The sequence below is a fragment of the Streptomyces sp. NPDC048442 genome (assembly GCF_040651475.1).
Classification (GTDB): Bacteria; Actinomycetota; Actinomycetes; order Streptomycetales; family Streptomycetaceae; genus Streptomyces.
Genome location: NZ_JBEZKB010000032.1, coordinates 18,299 through 34,695 on the forward strand (window position 1 = coordinate 18,299; position 16,397 = coordinate 34,695).

Sequence of the window (16,397 nt, forward strand, 5' to 3'; positions counted from 1 at the left end):
AACTCCGCCGCGCCCCAAGCCTGCTGATCCTCCCGCCGCGTACGAACAGCGGACGGCCGGTCTGGAAATGCTGTAGCACCGTGCAGGGCCTGCCGTTCGGGTGGCCTCCGGGGGGAGTTCGGCGTTCCTCTGCGGTTCAGGGCGCTATGAAGTGCCGGGTAGTTGCCCCAATGGTCCTCGCGCTGTCATGACAGACCGTCCGATGCGGGAACCGCCCCTCCTGCTGACGTGCTCGCATACGGAATCCAACCCGAGCGCCTGGCTCGACGGCTGGTTCAGCGGACCGGGAGCCGGGAGAGGACCAACGGCATCCAGCAGGCGGCCCAGCCGTCCGATGCGTGGGAGAGGTCATGCCCGCGGCCGCATGACGGGCCGGCCGGTGTGCTCGGTGTGCCAGATGGCGGCGGTCTGCGCGAGGGTTCGCTGAAGCACGCGGAGCATCACGCCGCCGGGGGTGCGGCCGCGATGGGGTTCGAGGTCGAGTGGGCCCTTGAAGGTCTCGTTGATCGACTCGATGACCTGCTGCAACGACTTGAACAGCTGTGATCCGGCCCGCTCAGCCTCGCCCCAGCTGCAACTCCAACTCGTGGCGGAGGTAGTTCTCGTCGGCGATCAGCGTCTGTCCAGCCGGCCGGTCGGTAGCGCGCATGGGTTCGGTGGCGAAGATGTCGAGGAGTGTGTCGCGTTCGGCGGCCTTCGCACCGGTCAGCGCGAACGCGGTCAGCGGCCCGCCCCGCATGCACAGCGGGTGCAGCCGAAGTCCCCGGAAGTAGCGCGTGTGGCTGGCGCCGTGGCCGTACTGCCCCCATCCGGCCAGGCCGGGTCGATCATCCGGTGAGACCGCGACCGTTCGGTAGGAGACCGTTCGCGATTCAAGCGGCCGGTCTGTGCGTGGTGGCGTGTCGTCACGCCCAGTCCTCCGGTTCCCAGGCGTGGAGCAGGTCGAGCGCCGCGGCGTCCCACCCGGCATCGTCAAGAGCCGAACCTTCTGCGCCGTGCGGGCTCTGCGCAAGGCCCTGGAGAAGCGGGATCTTCTCCAGGTGCGGGGATCCGCCCGACGCCGCCAGGCACATGGCCTCGCGGGTACTGCGCCGGACGGCCGGCCACGGACGCAGCGGTCTCGCTTCCAGGGCCGCAACCACCCGGCCCGCATGCCCATTTCTGACGTTCTGCGGCAATGAGAGAGACTCCAAGACTTCCGTGATCCGGCAGTGAACGGCAGGGCGGAATCGGTCCAAGATATCCAAGATCGTTTTTGCGCAGAGGTGTACCGACGACGTCTACGTTCTTGGAGGACGAACAATGGACCCGGTCGCGGGATTGGTGTTCGGCGTAGGGCTGCTCACTCTTGGCCTGCTCATTCAGTACGTGAAGAACCAGGTCGTGAGCGGCAGCATCCAGCGGAACTCCGCGATCGGCATCAGAACCAAAGCCACGATGGCCTCGGACGCCGCATGGGCGAAGGGGCACGCCGCCGCGGCTCCGACGCTCACGGCGACCTTCCTCACTGCCTATGCGGTGGGGGCCATTTCGCTGGTCACGGGCGTGGTGATGATGGTGAGCGACGGCCGGAACCCTGCCGTCCTCGTCCTCCCCTTGTGCGGGCTCGTCGTGGTTCTCGGTCTCCTCGTCGCAGCTTCGGTCAGAGCAAATGCGGCTGCGCGTGCGGTCCGCGATTCCGAGAGGTAGTTCAGCCCGTACGGAGCTGAACCCATGTTTCAGGGGAGGACATTGTGAAGTTCAGAGTCAGGAAGACAGCGGCCGCGGCCTTGGTCGGCTCGATTCTCGTGGCCGGGGGCGCCACCGCCCAGAGCGCCTTCGCCAACGACAGGAGCGGCGCGGCTTCCGCGCCGGGCAAGGCGCAGCTCAAGGAGGCGGTGAAGGAGACCGTCAAGTACAGCGACCAGGACCTTCTGAAGCTGCTGCTCGCCGCGCAGGGGCCGGTCGCCGACGCGCACCCGGAGCTGAAGCAGATGCTCGGCTTCAACCCGGACAAGCCCCACACCGACGACGGGGCGTTGACCAAGGTCATCGCGGGGTACCTGGCCGCGCACCCCGATTTCCACCCGGACATGGCGGTCCCGTTCCACAGCGGTGACCCCGTGCGCGTGGACGCGGCGCTGCGCGACTTCTCGGTCTCCTTCAACAAGTGGCTGAAGGAGACGGCCCAGCCGGTGGACAGCGGGAAGCCGCAGGCCGTCGCGCAGGCCAAGGGCTGGTTCTGGATGGGCGCGTACGTGGCCATCTACGTGAACGCGGTGGGCGCGGCCAACGCCGTCGCCTACACGAACGCCGGGGTCGCCACCAACGCCCTCGCCACCCTCGTGGTCGTCACGTGGTACCTGGAAGACGGCAGCCCGACCGGATCCGGCATCGAGCGGGACGCTTTCGTCGACGCCCTGACCTCCGCGCTGACGTGAGGCGGGACCCGGCGACCACCGAGCAGCACACGGCCGGAGAAGGGGATTCCGCAGCGGGATGCTCCGCACCGGAGGGCTCCCCGGCGGAAGGTGCCGCCACGGTGGTGGTCTCCGCCACGGTCGGCATCCTCGTGACCGGCGTCCTGCTGGCCGGGTCCGTCTTCTTCTCCCTGCCGAGCAACGTGCTCTCCACGCGCGACGGCGGCGATCTCCGGGCGATCTCGGCGCGGTTCCTGCCCCAAAGCTGGGCATTCTTCACCAAGCCGCCGAACGATCCCGAGTTCGTACCGTACGTCGTGAACGACGACGGTGTCGCCTACGCGGCGCGCCTGCCGAATTCGCGTGCGGACAACCTCTACGGCCTCTCGCGGCGGCAGCGTGCGCAGGGCCCTGAGGTCGCCTCGATGGCGAACCAGGTACCGGCGTGGAAGAACTGCGAGGAGACAGGGGGGGATTGCCCCGAGGTGGTCGCCGGGTCCTCGGCGCCCGCGCGCGTCGAGAACTCGTCCCCCGTGCCCACCCTGTGCGGGCGCTTGGTACTGGTCGAGACGCGACCCGTGCCGTGGAAGTTCCGCGACAAGTATGACGGCTGGCGCCTCGACAAGAGGGCGGCCCTGGTGGAGGCGAAGTGTCCGCGAAACGCATAGGGGCGGGGCCCGTGCTGCTGTCGGGGCCCGTCCGGCGGCTGGAAAGGTCCGTCCGGCACTTCCAGGCCGAATCCCGTGCTCTCGGAACGGGGCGGACGATCATCGCCCTCGCGCAGGCGTCGATCCTGCTCCTCACTCCGGCGTCGTACCTCTTCGTACCGGTGGGCGGTGCCGAGACCGAGGTGTCCTGCACGCCGCCGGTCCAGTCGATCTCCCTCTACTGCCTCGCGGAGTCCACCGACCGCCAACTCCTCAACGTTGTACTCCTGTTGCTCCTCCTGATCGTCGCGAGCGGGATACTCCCCCGCTTCACGACCGTCCTCCACTTCTGGGCGTCCCTCTCCATCGGCCAGTCGATCTCGCTCCCGGACGGGGGCGACGCCGTGGCCCAGGTGGTGACCTTCTTCCTGATCCTCGCCTGCGCCAACGACCGCCGCACCTGGCACTGGCAACGGCCGCGCGACGCAGGCCCGATGGGCTCGGCGGGGCAGATCCGGCAGGGCCTCGCGTGGGCCGGGTGGTGGGGTGTGCGGCTCCAAGTGGCGTACGTCTACCTGAACAGCGCCCTAGCGAAGCTGCCAGTCGGGCCCTGGTCGGAGGGCAGCGCCACCTACTACGTCGCGCGGATGGAAAACTTCGGGGCGGCGGGGCTGCTCGCCGAACTGTTCCGCTGGGCGACGGGGATCATGGTCGTCGCGCTGCTGTCCACCTGGGGGACGATCCTCGCGGAGACGCTGATCGCGGTGTTCCTGGTACAACGCGGCTCCCGTCAGGTGTGGGCGGCGCTGATCAGTGCGAGCCTCCACGTCCTGATCATCATCCAGATCGGGATCGTCTCCTTCGGCCTCATCATGGTGGGCGCGGTGATCTGCGCGGCATCCCGAGGAATCGACACCCAGGGGCCGAGCCTCCTCCGACGCTTCCTACCCTCGGAGGATCACCACCGTCTTCGGCCTCCAAGGCACTGAGCTCCGCGGCGGCTGACTTGGCTTCAGCCGCGCCGACACGCCGCGTTCGTGCGGTACGTCGTCTCCCCGTCGGTCCTGACCGTCACCGTCGGCCGGCTCATCACCATCGACTGGCCGCGCCACCCCGCCGCCTTGTGCGGCCCACGGTGCAGGCGAGTGCGCGGGCGTAACCCCCCCCCCGTACTTGCTCTACAACTTGCCCCCACCCGCCGCGAGGTGTACGGATCACCGCACGTCAGCGCCCTGTCAAGGGGCGCAAGCGGCGCCATGGGACTGGCCGAACGCCTCACGGGTCCGGAGGGCAAGCCGACCGACACCGCCGGCCCGGAATCCTGACTCGGCACCGGCACGAAGGGAAGCCTGCCGGTTCAGCTCGTCCAGGTCTTGATCTGAGCCGCGACCTCCCGCACGGGGAGGCCGTCCCGGGCGGCGCGGGCCAGGGGGAGAACGGTGTCCAGGCCGGGGCGCACCGGGGAGCCGCATGCCGAGAGGTAGGCTGCGGTCACCGTGGCCGCGAACAGCAGATTCCTCGCCTCCAGGCTGGGGTTCCGCGCCAGTTCGCACAGCAGAGCCGCGGCCTTGTGGTGGGGTTCGGGATAGACCTCATGGTCCAGGACCTCGGCCCGGTGACGTGCTTCCGCTGCTACGGCCACCCCGTAATCGACCACCTGAGGATCTCCCGGGATCTGCTGTGCCACTGACAGGATCCAGGCGAGATCGATGCGGAGGTTCACGCGGCGGCGTCCCTCGGCGCGCGGCGTTCCAGCCCCTCGGGGAGGTTGGGGTACCGGTCCTCACCGAGCTCCGCCTCGAAGGCGTCCGTGTACTCGGCCAGGAACGTCGCGGCACCGGCCATGAAGGCGGCACGCGACTGATTCACATCGGCCTCGATCAGGTCGGCCACATACCCCTGCAGGCTCAGCCCGCGGCGCTTGGCGCGATCCTCCGCGGCAGCTTTGACAGCATCGTCCAGTCGGATATTCGTCTGCTTTCCCATGCACACCACCATAGCTACCTACTGGTATCAGCGGCTAGCAATCGACGAACCTCGCTGCCAGGACCGACGGAGGAGCGCCGCTCTACCACGGCGACCCCGGACGCGAAGCGACCCGATACGTACGCCCCGCGGAACGGGGCGGACTGCAGGAGACCCGGGCTGATCCCGTGGGAAAGCCCCCCGGACTCGGCGAGCACGGTCAGCTGCACCTGGGCGAGACGCTCCTCGCGGACCGCCATGTTCCCGACCCCATCCCTTCTGGAACGCCCAGCCCCCGCGGGCACTCCGTATCGGATCGCCAGACCTCCTGATCCCCAGAAAGAGCCCGCCGATGGGGACGGTCCTGGAATCATGGATCACCACATCGCACCAGATCGCCAAGGGGACGAATGGGCCTGCACATTTCGCGGATCGAGATACGCAACTTCCGCAACTTCCGGCACCTAGTCATCGACGACTTCCCCGCCCACGCCGTGATCGTCGGCGAGAACGGCGTCGGCAAGTCGAACCTGCTGGAAGCGATCCGCCTGGTCCTCGACCCGTCTCTGTCCGACGCCCGGCGCACACTGCGCGAGGAAGACATCTGGGAAGGACACCCCGCGGGCCTGGCCGGCGGAGCAGAAGTGACCATCATGGTGGAGCTGGGAGGCTTCGACGACGACGCGGACGCCCAGAGCGTCCTATCAGCCGCCCTCGTGAACTTCGACCCCTACATCGCCCGCCTGACCTACCGCTTCACTCCCCGGGCCGAGATAGCGACCGCCTCCGGTCCCCGGGTGGAACCCACTGTCCGGCGGCTGACCGCGAAGGACTACGACGCCGTCGTCTTCGCCGGTGCCAGCGAGACCAATGACGTGCGCGCCATCCGCCGCGAGGTAGCCCTGCGCGTCCTGCCGGCCCTGCGCGACGCCGAGGCAGACCTCCACAACTGGCGGCGCAGCCCCTTGAGGGACCTCCTCGAACGACTCCCTCTGGACCCGGTGAACCTGGAGGCCACCGCCTCGGCGATCGCCACAGCCGTAGACCAGCTCACCCAGGACGACAACATCACCAAGCTGGAGGGGCATCTCACGGACAGGCTGCAAGCCATGTTCGGGCCGCGCCCTGCTATGCGGCCCACCCTCGGCTTCACCTCCTCCAAGCCGGACGAACTGATCCGCGCCGTCCGCCTGTTCTTCGACACAGCCCGCCGCCAGGGCATCTCCGACACCAGCCTGGGCAGCGCGAACGTCATCTACCTCGGCCTGCTGCTGGAAGCCCTCAGCCAGCAGCGCCTGGACGAGGAGTTCATCGCCACCCTGGTTGCCGTGGAAGAGCCCGAAGCACACCTCCACGTCACGCTCCAGCGTCACCTCTTCAAGTACCTGCTGCGCACCGGGCCCTCCCTCATCCTCACTACCCACAGCCCGCACATCGCCGCCGTCGCTCCGCTCCGCTCGTTCGTCGTGTTGCGCGCGACGGACAACGGTACGACCGGTGCCACCACGTCCGCCCTGCCGGTCAGCAGCGAGGAGGAGGCAGACCTGGAGCGCTACCTCGACGTCAGCCGCGCCGAGATCCTCTTCGCCTCCGCCGTCGTGCTGGTCGAAGGACTGGCCGAGATGTACGTCCTTCCGGCTCTTGCAGAAGCTGCGGGGTTCGACCTCGACGCCTACGCCACGGCCGTGGTCAGCGCCCACGGAACCGACTTCAAGCCCTACCGGACACTCCTCGGTCCGACCGGCCTCAACACCCCCCACGTGGTCATCACCGACGGAGACGCCGCCCCCGACAAGCGCGACCGGCGGGAAGCCGGCCTCAAGCGAGGCGCGAACCTCCACCCCAATAGAGCCCTACGCGAATTCCTCCTGAAGTCAATCGATCGCCTACCAGGAACCGACGAGGGCAGCTACCGCACAATCCGCGAGTCCATCACCGTCTCCCTCCAGGGCACCGGCATCTACATCGGCGAGCAGACCCTGGAGACCGACCTCGGCCCCCTGTTCGGTGAGGAGATCATCCAGGCGTTCAAGGAACTGAACGGCAACGCCACCGCGATCGACGAGGTAAGGCGCGGCGTCGCCAACGAGCGGAACACCACGATCGACCCAGATGTCCGCGCACAGATGCTCAAGCGGATCTCCGCCCTCGGAAAGGGCCGCTTCGCGCAGCGCCTCGCCGCGCACCTTGCCCAGGTCGACCTCGGGGCCCGGATCCGGGCCGCAGCCCAGATCTCCGGGGACGATGTGCCCCTCGACGAGCACGCCCTGCGGCGTCTGGGGACAGCTTCGTACCTCTTCCTGGCCCTGGACGACATCAGCCGCGCGGTCCGCGGGACCTCCCTCCTGGCCAACCCCGTGGTGCCATCGGCCGGTCGGCAGGGCAACGATGCAGATCAGTGACACCCTCCTCGCAGAGCTCAAGGAACTACACCCCAAGCAACGCGACGCCGTCCTCCACGACGGCAACGTCGTTCTGCGCGCCGGGCCCGGCAGCGGCAAGACCCGCACCCTCGTTGCACGCATCACCTACCTCCTCCAGACCCAGATCTCGACCTTCCGCGGCGTAGCCTGCCTCACCTACACCAACGCGGCGGCCGAAGAGATCCGCCGCCGTGTCCTCCGCAGCGGGGTACGTGCCAGAGGGCGGATCACCTGCTCCACCGTCCACGCCTTCTGCCTGAACGAGATCCTGCGGAACTTCGCCCACTTGACCGGCCAGCCCGCACCTCAGGCAGGACAGGTCCTGAGTAAGGCGGCATCCGAGGCGCTCCTGCAGCACTGCTTCGACGAGGTCGGCATCACGGAGACCCTCGCCCAGCACCGCGGGCCCCAGAACACCCGCATCCGCCGCGCCCTGGCGTGCGGCGAGGCCCTGGACAGGTTCGACCCCAGGGAAGTCCAGGCGGCCCGCCTCTACGAAGAAGAGCTCCTCGTCCGAGGAGAGGTCGACTTCGAGGCCATGGTCACGCGGGCCGTGCGCACCGTCCGCGAGCACGAACACGTCCGCGACATCCTGCGCGCCCGCTTCCCGCACCTCATCGTGGACGAGTACCAAGACCTCGGCGGCGTCCTCCATGAACTCGTCGTCACCCTGCGCGACCTGGCCGGCATCACTGTCTTCGCTGTTGGTGACACCGACCAGTCCGTCTACGGCTTCACCGGCGCCGACGCGAAGTACCTGACCGAGCTAGCAGCCCGGGACGACTTCCGCGACCTGGAACTCGAAGTCAACTACCGCAGCGGGCAAGACATCATCACCGCAGCCGAAGCCGCCCTCGGACTGCCCCGAGGACGCCTGGCACGCGACGGCGCACCCCCCGGCGACGTCAACCTCAAGCAAGTCGAGGGAGGGCTCCAGGACCACGCCACAGTGGCCTGCGATCTCGTAGAGCAGGCACAGAACAGGGAGGTCAGCCCGGAACAGATCGCCATCCTCTACCCCGCACGCGGCCCCCTGCTCGACGCCGTCCAGCGCGAGCTCACCCGACGCGAACTGGACTTCCGCCATGAGGGCGACGACAAACTGCCCATCGGCAGCCTCTCGCGCTTCATCCAGCGGTGCGCGAGCCGCGCGGTCACCAACTACCAGATCCATACCGCTCCCGCCGCGGACCGCGCCGGCATGCTGCGCCGCACGCAAGCACCGTCCCTGACCGCCCTGGCCCGAGCCCTCACAACCTTGCGCACCGAAGCCCAGCTCACCCCGCCCTCCTCGCAACGGACCTTGCCCCGGGCACTCCAGATGTCCCTCGACCCAACGCCGCTCTATCCCGCCGACGCCCCTGCGCGCGGCTGGCTGCAGCGTCTCCGTACCGCCCTGTCCCTCGACGAGGTAGCAGCGGCGCACCCCGATCAGGACAACACCAGCAGCCTCGATGACCTCGCTCGCCTCTGCAGGTCCAAGAACCTCCTGCTCCAGGACCTCGCGCGCGGCGAGGAAGTCATCGGCAAGGTCCTCCTGGCCACCTACCACGCGGCCAAGGGCCGCGAGTTCGACACCGTCATCCTGCCGGGCCTCCTCAACGGCTTGATCCCTCGTGACGTACCTGACCGGGGGAAATGGCGCAGGCCCACGGAAACCGAGCTTGCGGAACAACGGCGCGCCTTCTATGTCGCCCTGACGCGGGCCGAGTCGAGCGTGAACCTGATCATCGGCCCCGGGCACGAGACGAAAAACGGATACTGGATCTCCCGTGGGCCGTCGGACTTCGTCATCGAAATGGTGCGGCGACTGTTCCCGCAGGACCAAGGGTGAAGCCGTCGACCGGCTGACCGCCCTGCCGCGCCGCGCGTGGATCCTGATCACCAACTCCGCCGAGCACCTCGTCGAGACCGTCGGACAGAGGCGGCCGACCGCATCCTCGACACTGCTGAACAAGCCGACCTGCCCCCACGTCCCCAACTGCCCGTGTCGACCTGGTAAATCCCGCCTGGATCCCGGAACCCGGTCGTTAGGCTGATCTGGCTCTATAGACGACAAGTGACTCCAGTCGGAAGGTGACTTCTGACTCCACTTGGGCTGGGCGGAGTTCGTATTGATGGGTTTTAGCTCCAGCGCCGGGCTGGTGGGCGGGTTCTTCCTGAGGAAGCCCACTGGGCCCGCCGCCGTACAGCGATGACGCCCACCTCGGCCCTACGCGCATCCTGACCGTGCGCGAGTGCTGAAACCCCCTGGAAGCATTCATCCAATGAGATGGATCGCCGAGCCCGTGGACCGGGAGAACCTCCGCACTGGAATCACTGGGGGTGGAAGCGCCGACGCGCGGGGTTCGCCGACCGTGACTCACCCATTGGCGTGCTGCGCCCGGAGCCCCGACCTGTGACCCCACGAACCCCCTGGGTAGCGTGACGGTGACAAGGTCATCCGCAGCCAAGTCGGCCTGCAGGGTGGGCATTCACCACATAAACATGACGAAAGGTGACACCGCGTGTCCTCCATACCCCCGCCTCCTTCAGCTGTGCCAGCGCTTGAAAGGGGCGAGCAGCAGCCGGCGGCGGAGTCCCGGGGCAGACACAGGCAGTGGCGGAACACCGTGGCGGGGGCGGCCGTCCTGCTGATGCTCGGTGGCGTGGCGGGTTGTGGGACCACTGCAGGCGGTGGCGGCAAGGGACCATCGGCGAGTGGCACCCCCTCTCCCTCGCCGACCCGGCCGCCGAGCACGGAGGCGGCCGCGGTCCTCAAGGAGTTCGTCCCCAAGGTCGATGAGGACTACCACACCAGCGCGACCGGCAACTGGGTGGCGGGTGAGGTGTACGCCACGGGAGTCCCGTTTGCGGTGGTCGGATACCAGGCCGCCACCGGCCGCAAGTTGTGGACCCTGCCCCTGAGCGGGGAGATCTGCGAATCCTCCCGCGACGCTTCGCGCGGGCTGGTAGCCGTGGTCCACCGTGCGACCAAGGACTCCGAGGCACTGTGTACGCGGATGAGCCTGATCGACCTGTCCACCGGCAAGCAGGTCTGGGAGAAGCCGGTCCCCGGGAGCGTCTCCAAGGGCTTCGGCCTCAACGTCAACGTCAGCGAGAGCATCGCGGCCGCGGGGTGGCCCGACGGATCGGTCGCGTACCAGACCACCACTGCCGGACGGCAGCTGTGGCAGAACGCTCCGGCTGGCTGCTCCGGGCCCGAACACCACGGCACCAACGACGTCTACGGCATCTCGTTCTGCCAGGACCGCAGGTTCCGCGTGGAAAGGCGCAGCCCGGACACCGGTCGTGTCGAGTGGACATATACCCTGCCCCGCGGCCCGCGGGCGGCGTACATCGTCTCCGCGTCCCCGCTCGTCGTTGCGACCTCGCACGGGGAGGACTACGACGTGGACGGCCCGGACACGCTGACGAGCTTCACCTCGCAGGGCAAGGTCCAGGCCACCATCGACCTCGGCAAACGCAAGTACGAGACCGGGTGCGACGACGACGGTACCTGTGACGCCATTGTCGTCGCCCACGACACCATCTACCTCGCCACTCACGCCAAGAATTTCCGTACGCAGAACGCCCTCACCGCGTTCGATGTGCGCAGCGGCGCCCGCAAGTGGTCCTCTCCCGCCCCCGATGCCGGCGGAAACTTCGTACCGGTCCGGGCAGAGAGCGGTGAGCCGATGGCCTACCAGGAACCCACGCCGCTGAAGGGCGCGAAACTCTTCCGGTTCGATCCGGCCACCGGCCGCCAGAGCCTCGTCCTGCGGATGCCCCCGGTCGACATGAGCGGCGACAACGACTCCCGCGATCTGGTGCGGGCAGACGGCCGCGATCCCGCGCTCTACTCGCATGGCCGCCTCTACCTGCACTTCAGCGGCATCTACTGGCCCGAGGAGACCGGTAAGAGTTTGATGTCCGCCATCTACGCCCCGAAGCCGAACGCCTGAACCTCTCACGGTGCCTGATGACTCCCACCAGGGCATGCGTTGAGTTCCGTCCGTCTGGGGCAGGCGGGGGCGGGGCCGCCGTATTCCCTCTGCCAGGCTCGCGGGTGGTCTCTCAGCGCGCCAGCACCGAGGCGAAGGGGGTGTCGGGCTGTGCGGTGAAGACGGCGAAGGCCTCGCGTGCCCGTCCTTGTCGGATCAGAAGGTCGCCCAGTGCGTAGGCGTCAATGTCCTGGGTCGAAGCGGCCAGGACGGCCAGGGCCTCATCCGCCCGCCCGTGCTGCTCCAGTATCCCGGCCAGCATTTCCCGTCGGAAGGAGAACGTGTCGTCGGTGAGTGCTTCGAGTTCGGCGATTGCCTCATCTGCCCGGCCCGTCTCGGAGTGGAGCCAGATCCGGTACCGGGTGACCCGTTCCTGCCGCTCGGCCAGATAGTGCCGGCCGTCCTCGTCGTCACCGACGTTCGGCCGGTCTGCGGTGAGTTCGGCGAGAACCCGCAGAGTGACGTCGGGGCGGCCGTACTCGATCAGATCCGCCATCAGCTCCTGTTCGTAGCACCCGCAGTCCCGCCCGCCGAGCAACGGACGGGCCGCTTGCAGAGCCTCGTCCGCCCGCCCCTGGCGCACCAGCACACCGGCGAGGTGGACGGCACCGGAGGACGGGTGCTGTGCGGCGGCCCGGCGGGCGGCGGCCAGCGCATCGCCCGTGCGGCCGAGTTCCTCCAGCTTCGCTATCAGTTCCCCGACCGCGTGATCGCCGTAGGAGCGGGAAGTAGATTCCTGCAGAGCCTGCAGCCGTTCATGGCGGGCCAGCATCCGGGCGATCTCCTCGACAGCGTTCACGCTCACGTAGTCATGGGTGTCGAGCACCGCCCGGAGGACCTGGAGCGCCTCGTCCACACGGCCCTGCCGCTCCAGCACCCGGGCAAGCCCGCCCGGCGCGCTCGACGGTTCCCCGGTCCGCAGCTCCAGCGCGGCCAGCGGACGCAGCAGCTCGATCACCCGCTCGTTGCAGCCAGCACCCTGGGTGGAATCGACGAGCGCATCGAGGTAGTACCAGTCCCCCAGATGCGGGCGCAGCAGCCCGATCGCTTCCTGTGTGCGTCCCAGGGCTACGAGGAGCCGGGCCTCCACCGGTGCAGCCAGCCGGTCGTTGCCCTGCTGGCTGCGCACCAGGGAGAGCGCCTCCTCGGCGCGACCCCAGCTCTCCAACAACTCCGCGCCCACCTCCACCGACCTCCACCGATTCAGTTGGACGTAAGGAGCGAGAGTCTCCCAAGCAGCCTCCCGGTCTCCTCTCCTGCTCAGTTCCCTGGCCGCTGTCTCGGCGCAGTCCCACGCCCCCGGTCCTCCCGTGTGGATCGTGAGGGCGGCTTCGACGAGGAGATCGACTCGCGGGCGTGTTGGAGTGCCAGGCGGGCTATGTCCACGCGCTTTGCGCTGGATTGGCCGTCCGGGGAGCGTCGGTTACGGTCGTTGCCGACTGCCATGGCTGCCTCCATCGCTTGGGTCGTTCTGCGGCGGTTGCCAGCGCGAGGTTCCAGCATCAGAAAATCTCACGCTTGCTGGTGAGTTCCTCAAGGGGCAGCGCCCGGTGCTCGGCCATCACTGAAAAACGGGCTTGAGATCGGACTCATCGCGGGCCTTCTCAAGTCATTCTCTGCCTCCACAGGTCCACTTCGTGCTGTGCGGCTGAGTCCTCGGGACGCTACGCCGATCGAACCCCGCTGCAATAGGGAAAGTTGACCAGCCGCCATGAGAGGGTCACGCCGTGGAGCGCACCGCGGATTTCCGTGGGAGCGGCGGGGCGGTGCCGTTTTGCCGGGCAGCCCGCTCTGTCCTTGCCCGGCGCAGGGCAGCCGTTTCGACGGCAACGGCCTGGCGTCGTCGCTGAAGGCGGGCTTCCACGATCGAAGCCGGTGTATCGGCCTGGTTCTGATCAGCGAAGGCGCGGGCGCTGAGCTCGCGCATCGCCCGGGTCTGGCGTTCCGCTGCCGCCGCGATCTGTGGATCGGCCCGGCGGCCGACCGGGGTGCCCTGGACGATGGCGAGCGCCTCCTGGTATCCGGCGCAGCCCATCTCCCGTGTTCTGACCGGCTCCTGGAGGCTCGGGGCAGTCCGGCGGTGGCCGGTACCGGGAGTCGTCGGGGGCGGGGTGTGGGGGTGCAGGACGACGATACTGCGGACGTCCTGGGTGCCGGTGACCTGCCGGGCTGTGGTGAGGATGCGGTCGGTGGTGTAGCGCAGCTGGGTGCGGTAGGCCAGGGAGTCGGGCCACAGTGTCAGGGCCCCGGTGGTCGGGTCGTACTTGCTGGCCTTCACGTGGTCGGCCAGCGAGGGAGCGACGGCGGCGGCGATGGTGGGCCACTGATCGAGCACGCTCGCACCGAGAGTGGCGAGCTCCCAGACTCGGTCGGCGAACAGTTCGTGGGTGACCTTGCCGAATTCGGCCGGTTCACGTCGGTCGCCCCGTACGGGCCGGGCCGTACGAGAGCGGGGGGTACGGGCCTCGCTGGGGCTGCTGCCCCGGGTGCGGGCGGTGGCGCGGGCTGCCTGGAGGGCGAGGCGGGCCAGGTCGGCGCCGGAAGCCGTCTCGGGTGCGGCCGGGGTGGCGGGTGGAGTCGTCATGGCAGGCCTCCTACCGGCTGCCGAGCGTGGTCAGGGTGCTGGTGGCGAGGGCCGCCAGCTGGATGGCCTGGTGGACCTGGGCCGCGCCGTAGAGCTCCTCGGTCAGCGGACGGCCCAGGGCGTGGAGGGCGTTGACGACCGTGGACGGATTGCCCGCCAGGAGCTCCTGCTGCACGAGCACACGGCCCGCTCTCTTCTCCGCTTCCAGGTCCTCGAACTCCTCCACGGCGAGGCCGATGTCGGCCTCAGCCGGGGCCGCAGCGGACGGCCGGAACGCGGTATGGAATGCGTCGACGACGTGCTGACGCACGCTGGCAGCGGTGGGAGCCTGCCAGGCACCGTCGAAGCGTTCCCGCTGGTGGCGGATGTGCTGGATGCGGTGGCGGCGCATGGCCTCCTGGGCGTCGTGCCAGTCCCCCACCACAGAGGCGCGCTTCTCGGGGGTGTCGAGCGTGACTTCGGCGCCGGCCAGCAGGGTGGCAAGCAGTCCCGAGGCACGGTGTACCCGGCTGGCCCCCAGGCCGCCGCGGAAGTGGATCCACGCCTGGACATCGATCACGGACCATCCGGCGTCGGCGACATGCTGGCTGACCCAGGCGATACGGCGCACGTCGCAGCCGCGCAGCCAGTCGATCTCAGCGATCAGCCGCCGTGCGAACCGCAGTCGGCGCCCGAACCTGTTCGTGCCCTTCGGCCCACCGGCTCGTCGCCTGGTCGTTTTCGGGGTGGGGAAATCGCTGTTCCCGCTGGCGAAGCTCTTCTCAGGGGGTGAGTAAGTACCACCCGCAGAAGAAGGGGATGTAGTACCACCCTCCATTGGGGTGCAACGGGCCTCACCAGAAACACCCGTCACAGAGGACCGGTCAGCGGCCGACCGGACACCCTTCGCCGGGCCCGTGGAGGCCCTCTTCGGCCGCGGTCTGCGGACCTTGCGGGCCGCCAGCTTCGCGAGCTTCGCCATCAGCTCCCGGCCGGCCTCCGCGATCCCGGTCATCCGCCGTCCCGTGCCCTCACCGGCCGTACGGATGCCGAGCGCGTCGTCGTACTCCTGCGGGATCATCCGCGCGAACTCCGACGCCTGCGCGGCCGCACCGCGGATCCGGGTGCCCCTCAGGACGTACGCGAGCAGCCCGGCCTCCCGCAGCATCCCCAGGTGGTACTCCACGCTCCGCTCCGACAGCCCGGTGCGGCGAACCAGGTACTCAATCCCCGGACGGCAAGGGAACAGGTCTGCGAGCTCCTGGGCGACGCGCACCGTCGTCAGCCCGAAACTCCGCGGCCCATGCGACCGGTACCGGCGAGGCTCGTACAGCCCCGCCCCGGCAACCCAATGGACCGCCTGCATCCAGGAATAGCCGTCCAGCGCGATCCGGCCCGTCGACGTCTCCAGCCACTGGAAGGCTTCCTGCACGTACAGCGCAGGCGGCAGGGACACCGCGCCGCCGTCGGCCGCAGGACGGGGTGCGGGAATGAGCGCGGCGGCCGATGCCGCCACGGCGCTCACCGGGACACCTCCGCTACAGCCCAGGCATCGACGGCGGTGACGGCTGCGCACGACTCGTACACGGCCGGGAACAACGGGGGCGTCTGCAACGGGCAGTCGTACGCGGCGAAGCGGACATGCTCTGTAGCGAGTTGCGGGGCATGTTTGGAATGAGGTGCCATACACACCCAAGTGCGTACGACCGGCCCTGTGTGACCGGAGCAGAGCCTCTTTCTCAGCGGGGAACTGAAGGAGGCGTCCGGTTCCGGGCCCCAGAGCGCCCCCGGGGTGCTCTCAGCCTGGGGAATCCAGCCGACCACAGAGGTGCATACCTGAATGAAACGGGCATAGACGGGCTGGCAAAGGGCCAGCAGTTGATGCAGAATGGCGTACGCCTTCCTCGTTCGCGAGGTGGGTACGACAAAGCCCCCTCGCGGTGCTTTGGGTTCGGTGAAGAACCAAAAATTTGATGATCTTCCGGCGCCAACCGGTTGATCGCCCCGGACCAGTCGCCAAACTGGCCCGTCACGTGAAGGCCGCGCTCGGTGCGTCAACACCGGCGGCCAGGGCGGCTCTGCCGCCCCGCTCGTTAACTCATCTCAACTACCTCCGCGAAAGCGGTGTGCCCGCAGCCGGTCCGGCGCGGAAGACAAAGAAGGCACCCGGCCGGAGCGACGAACGCGTCGTCGCTGCTACAGCGGGTGCCTGAAGATCGAACGATGAAGGTACGGGTACCCTTCAGCATGTCGAGACCCCCTATAGGTCGTCGGCCACGATCCCCGGAGCACCACCTCGCGGGGATCAAGCATGTCTGCGTATGGATCTTATCCGCTGACACACTACTCCCACTACGGCGCGTAACGACACCCCCGCAGCTATCGTGTCGCCGCTCCCCGAAAGCTTCCTGACGGGG

The 16,397-nt window shown here is 68.5% G+C and carries 15 protein-coding genes; 7 read left to right on the forward strand and 8 right to left on the reverse strand.

What is annotated here, in order from left to right; all coding sequences use genetic code 11:
* Positions 1-348: 348 nt before the first annotated feature.
* The 3 genes from AB0D18_RS34265 to AB0D18_RS34275 form a co-directional block, all read right to left on the reverse strand.
* On the reverse strand, positions 349-528 hold the full coding sequence (locus tag AB0D18_RS34265; protein WP_362427730.1) for a hypothetical protein: 180 nt from the start codon (positions 526-528) through the stop codon (positions 349-351).
* Positions 529-556: 28 nt separating this feature from the next.
* Positions 557-739, reverse strand: coding sequence for a hypothetical protein (locus tag AB0D18_RS34270; RefSeq protein WP_362427733.1), 183 nt, complete (start codon positions 737-739; stop codon positions 557-559).
* A gap of 166 nt (positions 740-905) precedes the next feature.
* Positions 906-1,178, reverse strand: a complete 273-nt coding sequence (locus AB0D18_RS34275; protein WP_362427736.1) for a hypothetical protein — start codon at positions 1,176-1,178, stop codon at positions 906-908.
* A 124-nt stretch (positions 1,179-1,302) separates the two neighbouring features.
* Here AB0D18_RS34275 and AB0D18_RS34280 point away from each other — a divergent pair, with 124 nt between their 5' ends.
* The 4 genes from AB0D18_RS34280 (at position 1,303) to AB0D18_RS34295 (ending at position 4,035) form a co-directional block, all read left to right on the forward strand.
* Positions 1,303-1,689: an SdpI family protein gene (locus tag AB0D18_RS34280; protein WP_362427739.1), complete on the forward strand. Its 387-nt coding sequence runs from the start codon at positions 1,303-1,305 to the stop codon at positions 1,687-1,689.
* A 44-nt stretch (positions 1,690-1,733) separates the two neighbouring features.
* Positions 1,734-2,420: a hypothetical protein gene (locus tag AB0D18_RS34285; protein WP_362427742.1), complete on the forward strand. Its 687-nt coding sequence runs from the start codon at positions 1,734-1,736 to the stop codon at positions 2,418-2,420.
* Positions 2,421-2,521: 101 nt separating this feature from the next.
* Positions 2,522-3,067, forward strand: a complete 546-nt coding sequence (locus tag AB0D18_RS34290) for an SdpA family antimicrobial peptide system protein (RefSeq protein ID WP_362427745.1) — start codon at positions 2,522-2,524, stop codon at positions 3,065-3,067.
* Positions 3,049-4,035: a sporulation-delaying protein SdpB family protein gene (locus AB0D18_RS34295; protein WP_362427748.1), complete on the forward strand. Its 987-nt coding sequence runs from the start codon at positions 3,049-3,051 to the stop codon at positions 4,033-4,035. Before AB0D18_RS34290 ends, AB0D18_RS34295 begins: the two co-directional genes overlap by 19 nt.
* A 368-nt stretch (positions 4,036-4,403) precedes the next feature.
* On the opposite strand, the gene AB0D18_RS34300 is transcribed toward AB0D18_RS34295, so the two are convergent.
* Both AB0D18_RS34300 and AB0D18_RS34305 read right to left on the reverse strand, forming a co-directional pair.
* A complete protein-coding gene (locus AB0D18_RS34300) occupies positions 4,404-4,769 on the reverse strand; it encodes a hypothetical protein (protein WP_362427750.1) in 366 nt (121 codons plus the stop codon).
* On the reverse strand, positions 4,766-5,032 hold the full coding sequence (locus tag AB0D18_RS34305; RefSeq protein ID WP_362427753.1) for a hypothetical protein: 267 nt from the start codon (positions 5,030-5,032) through the stop codon (positions 4,766-4,768). The genes AB0D18_RS34300 and AB0D18_RS34305 overlap by 4 nt, the downstream gene beginning before the upstream one ends.
* A 389-nt stretch (positions 5,033-5,421) precedes the next feature.
* Between AB0D18_RS34305 and AB0D18_RS34310 the strand changes: the two genes are divergently transcribed.
* The 3 genes from AB0D18_RS34310 to AB0D18_RS34320 all read left to right on the forward strand — a co-directional run bounded on the left by AB0D18_RS34310 (position 5,422) and on the right by AB0D18_RS34320 (position 11,378).
* The gene (locus AB0D18_RS34310) at positions 5,422-7,413 is read left to right on the forward strand and encodes an AAA family ATPase (protein WP_362427756.1); all 1,992 of its coding nucleotides are present in this window, start codon (positions 5,422-5,424) and stop codon (positions 7,411-7,413) included.
* On the forward strand, positions 7,400-9,268 hold the full coding sequence (locus AB0D18_RS34315; RefSeq protein ID WP_362427759.1) for an ATP-dependent helicase: 1,869 nt from the start codon (positions 7,400-7,402) through the stop codon (positions 9,266-9,268). The genes AB0D18_RS34310 and AB0D18_RS34315 overlap by 14 nt, the downstream gene beginning before the upstream one ends.
* Positions 9,269-9,971: 703 nt before the next feature.
* The gene (locus AB0D18_RS34320) at positions 9,972-11,378 is read left to right on the forward strand and encodes a PQQ-binding-like beta-propeller repeat protein (protein ID WP_362427761.1); all 1,407 of its coding nucleotides are present in this window, start codon (positions 9,972-9,974) and stop codon (positions 11,376-11,378) included.
* A 112-nt stretch (positions 11,379-11,490) separates the two neighbouring features.
* Here the strand turns inward: AB0D18_RS34320 and AB0D18_RS34325 are convergent, their stop codons facing one another.
* The 3 genes from AB0D18_RS34325 to AB0D18_RS34335 form a co-directional block, all read right to left on the reverse strand.
* The gene (locus tag AB0D18_RS34325) at positions 11,491-12,600 is read right to left on the reverse strand and encodes a tetratricopeptide repeat protein (RefSeq protein WP_362427764.1); all 1,110 of its coding nucleotides are present in this window, start codon (positions 12,598-12,600) and stop codon (positions 11,491-11,493) included.
* Positions 12,601-13,137: 537 nt separating this feature from the next.
* Positions 13,138-14,001, reverse strand: a complete 864-nt coding sequence (locus AB0D18_RS34330; RefSeq protein ID WP_362427767.1) for a DciA family protein — start codon at positions 13,999-14,001, stop codon at positions 13,138-13,140.
* 10 nt (positions 14,002-14,011) lie between these two features.
* Positions 14,012-15,505 carry a helix-turn-helix domain-containing protein gene (locus AB0D18_RS34335; RefSeq protein ID WP_362427770.1) on the reverse strand — a complete coding sequence of 498 codons (1,494 nt, stop codon included), beginning with the start codon at positions 15,503-15,505 and terminating at the stop codon, positions 14,012-14,014.
* Positions 15,506-16,397 lie beyond the last annotated feature (892 nt).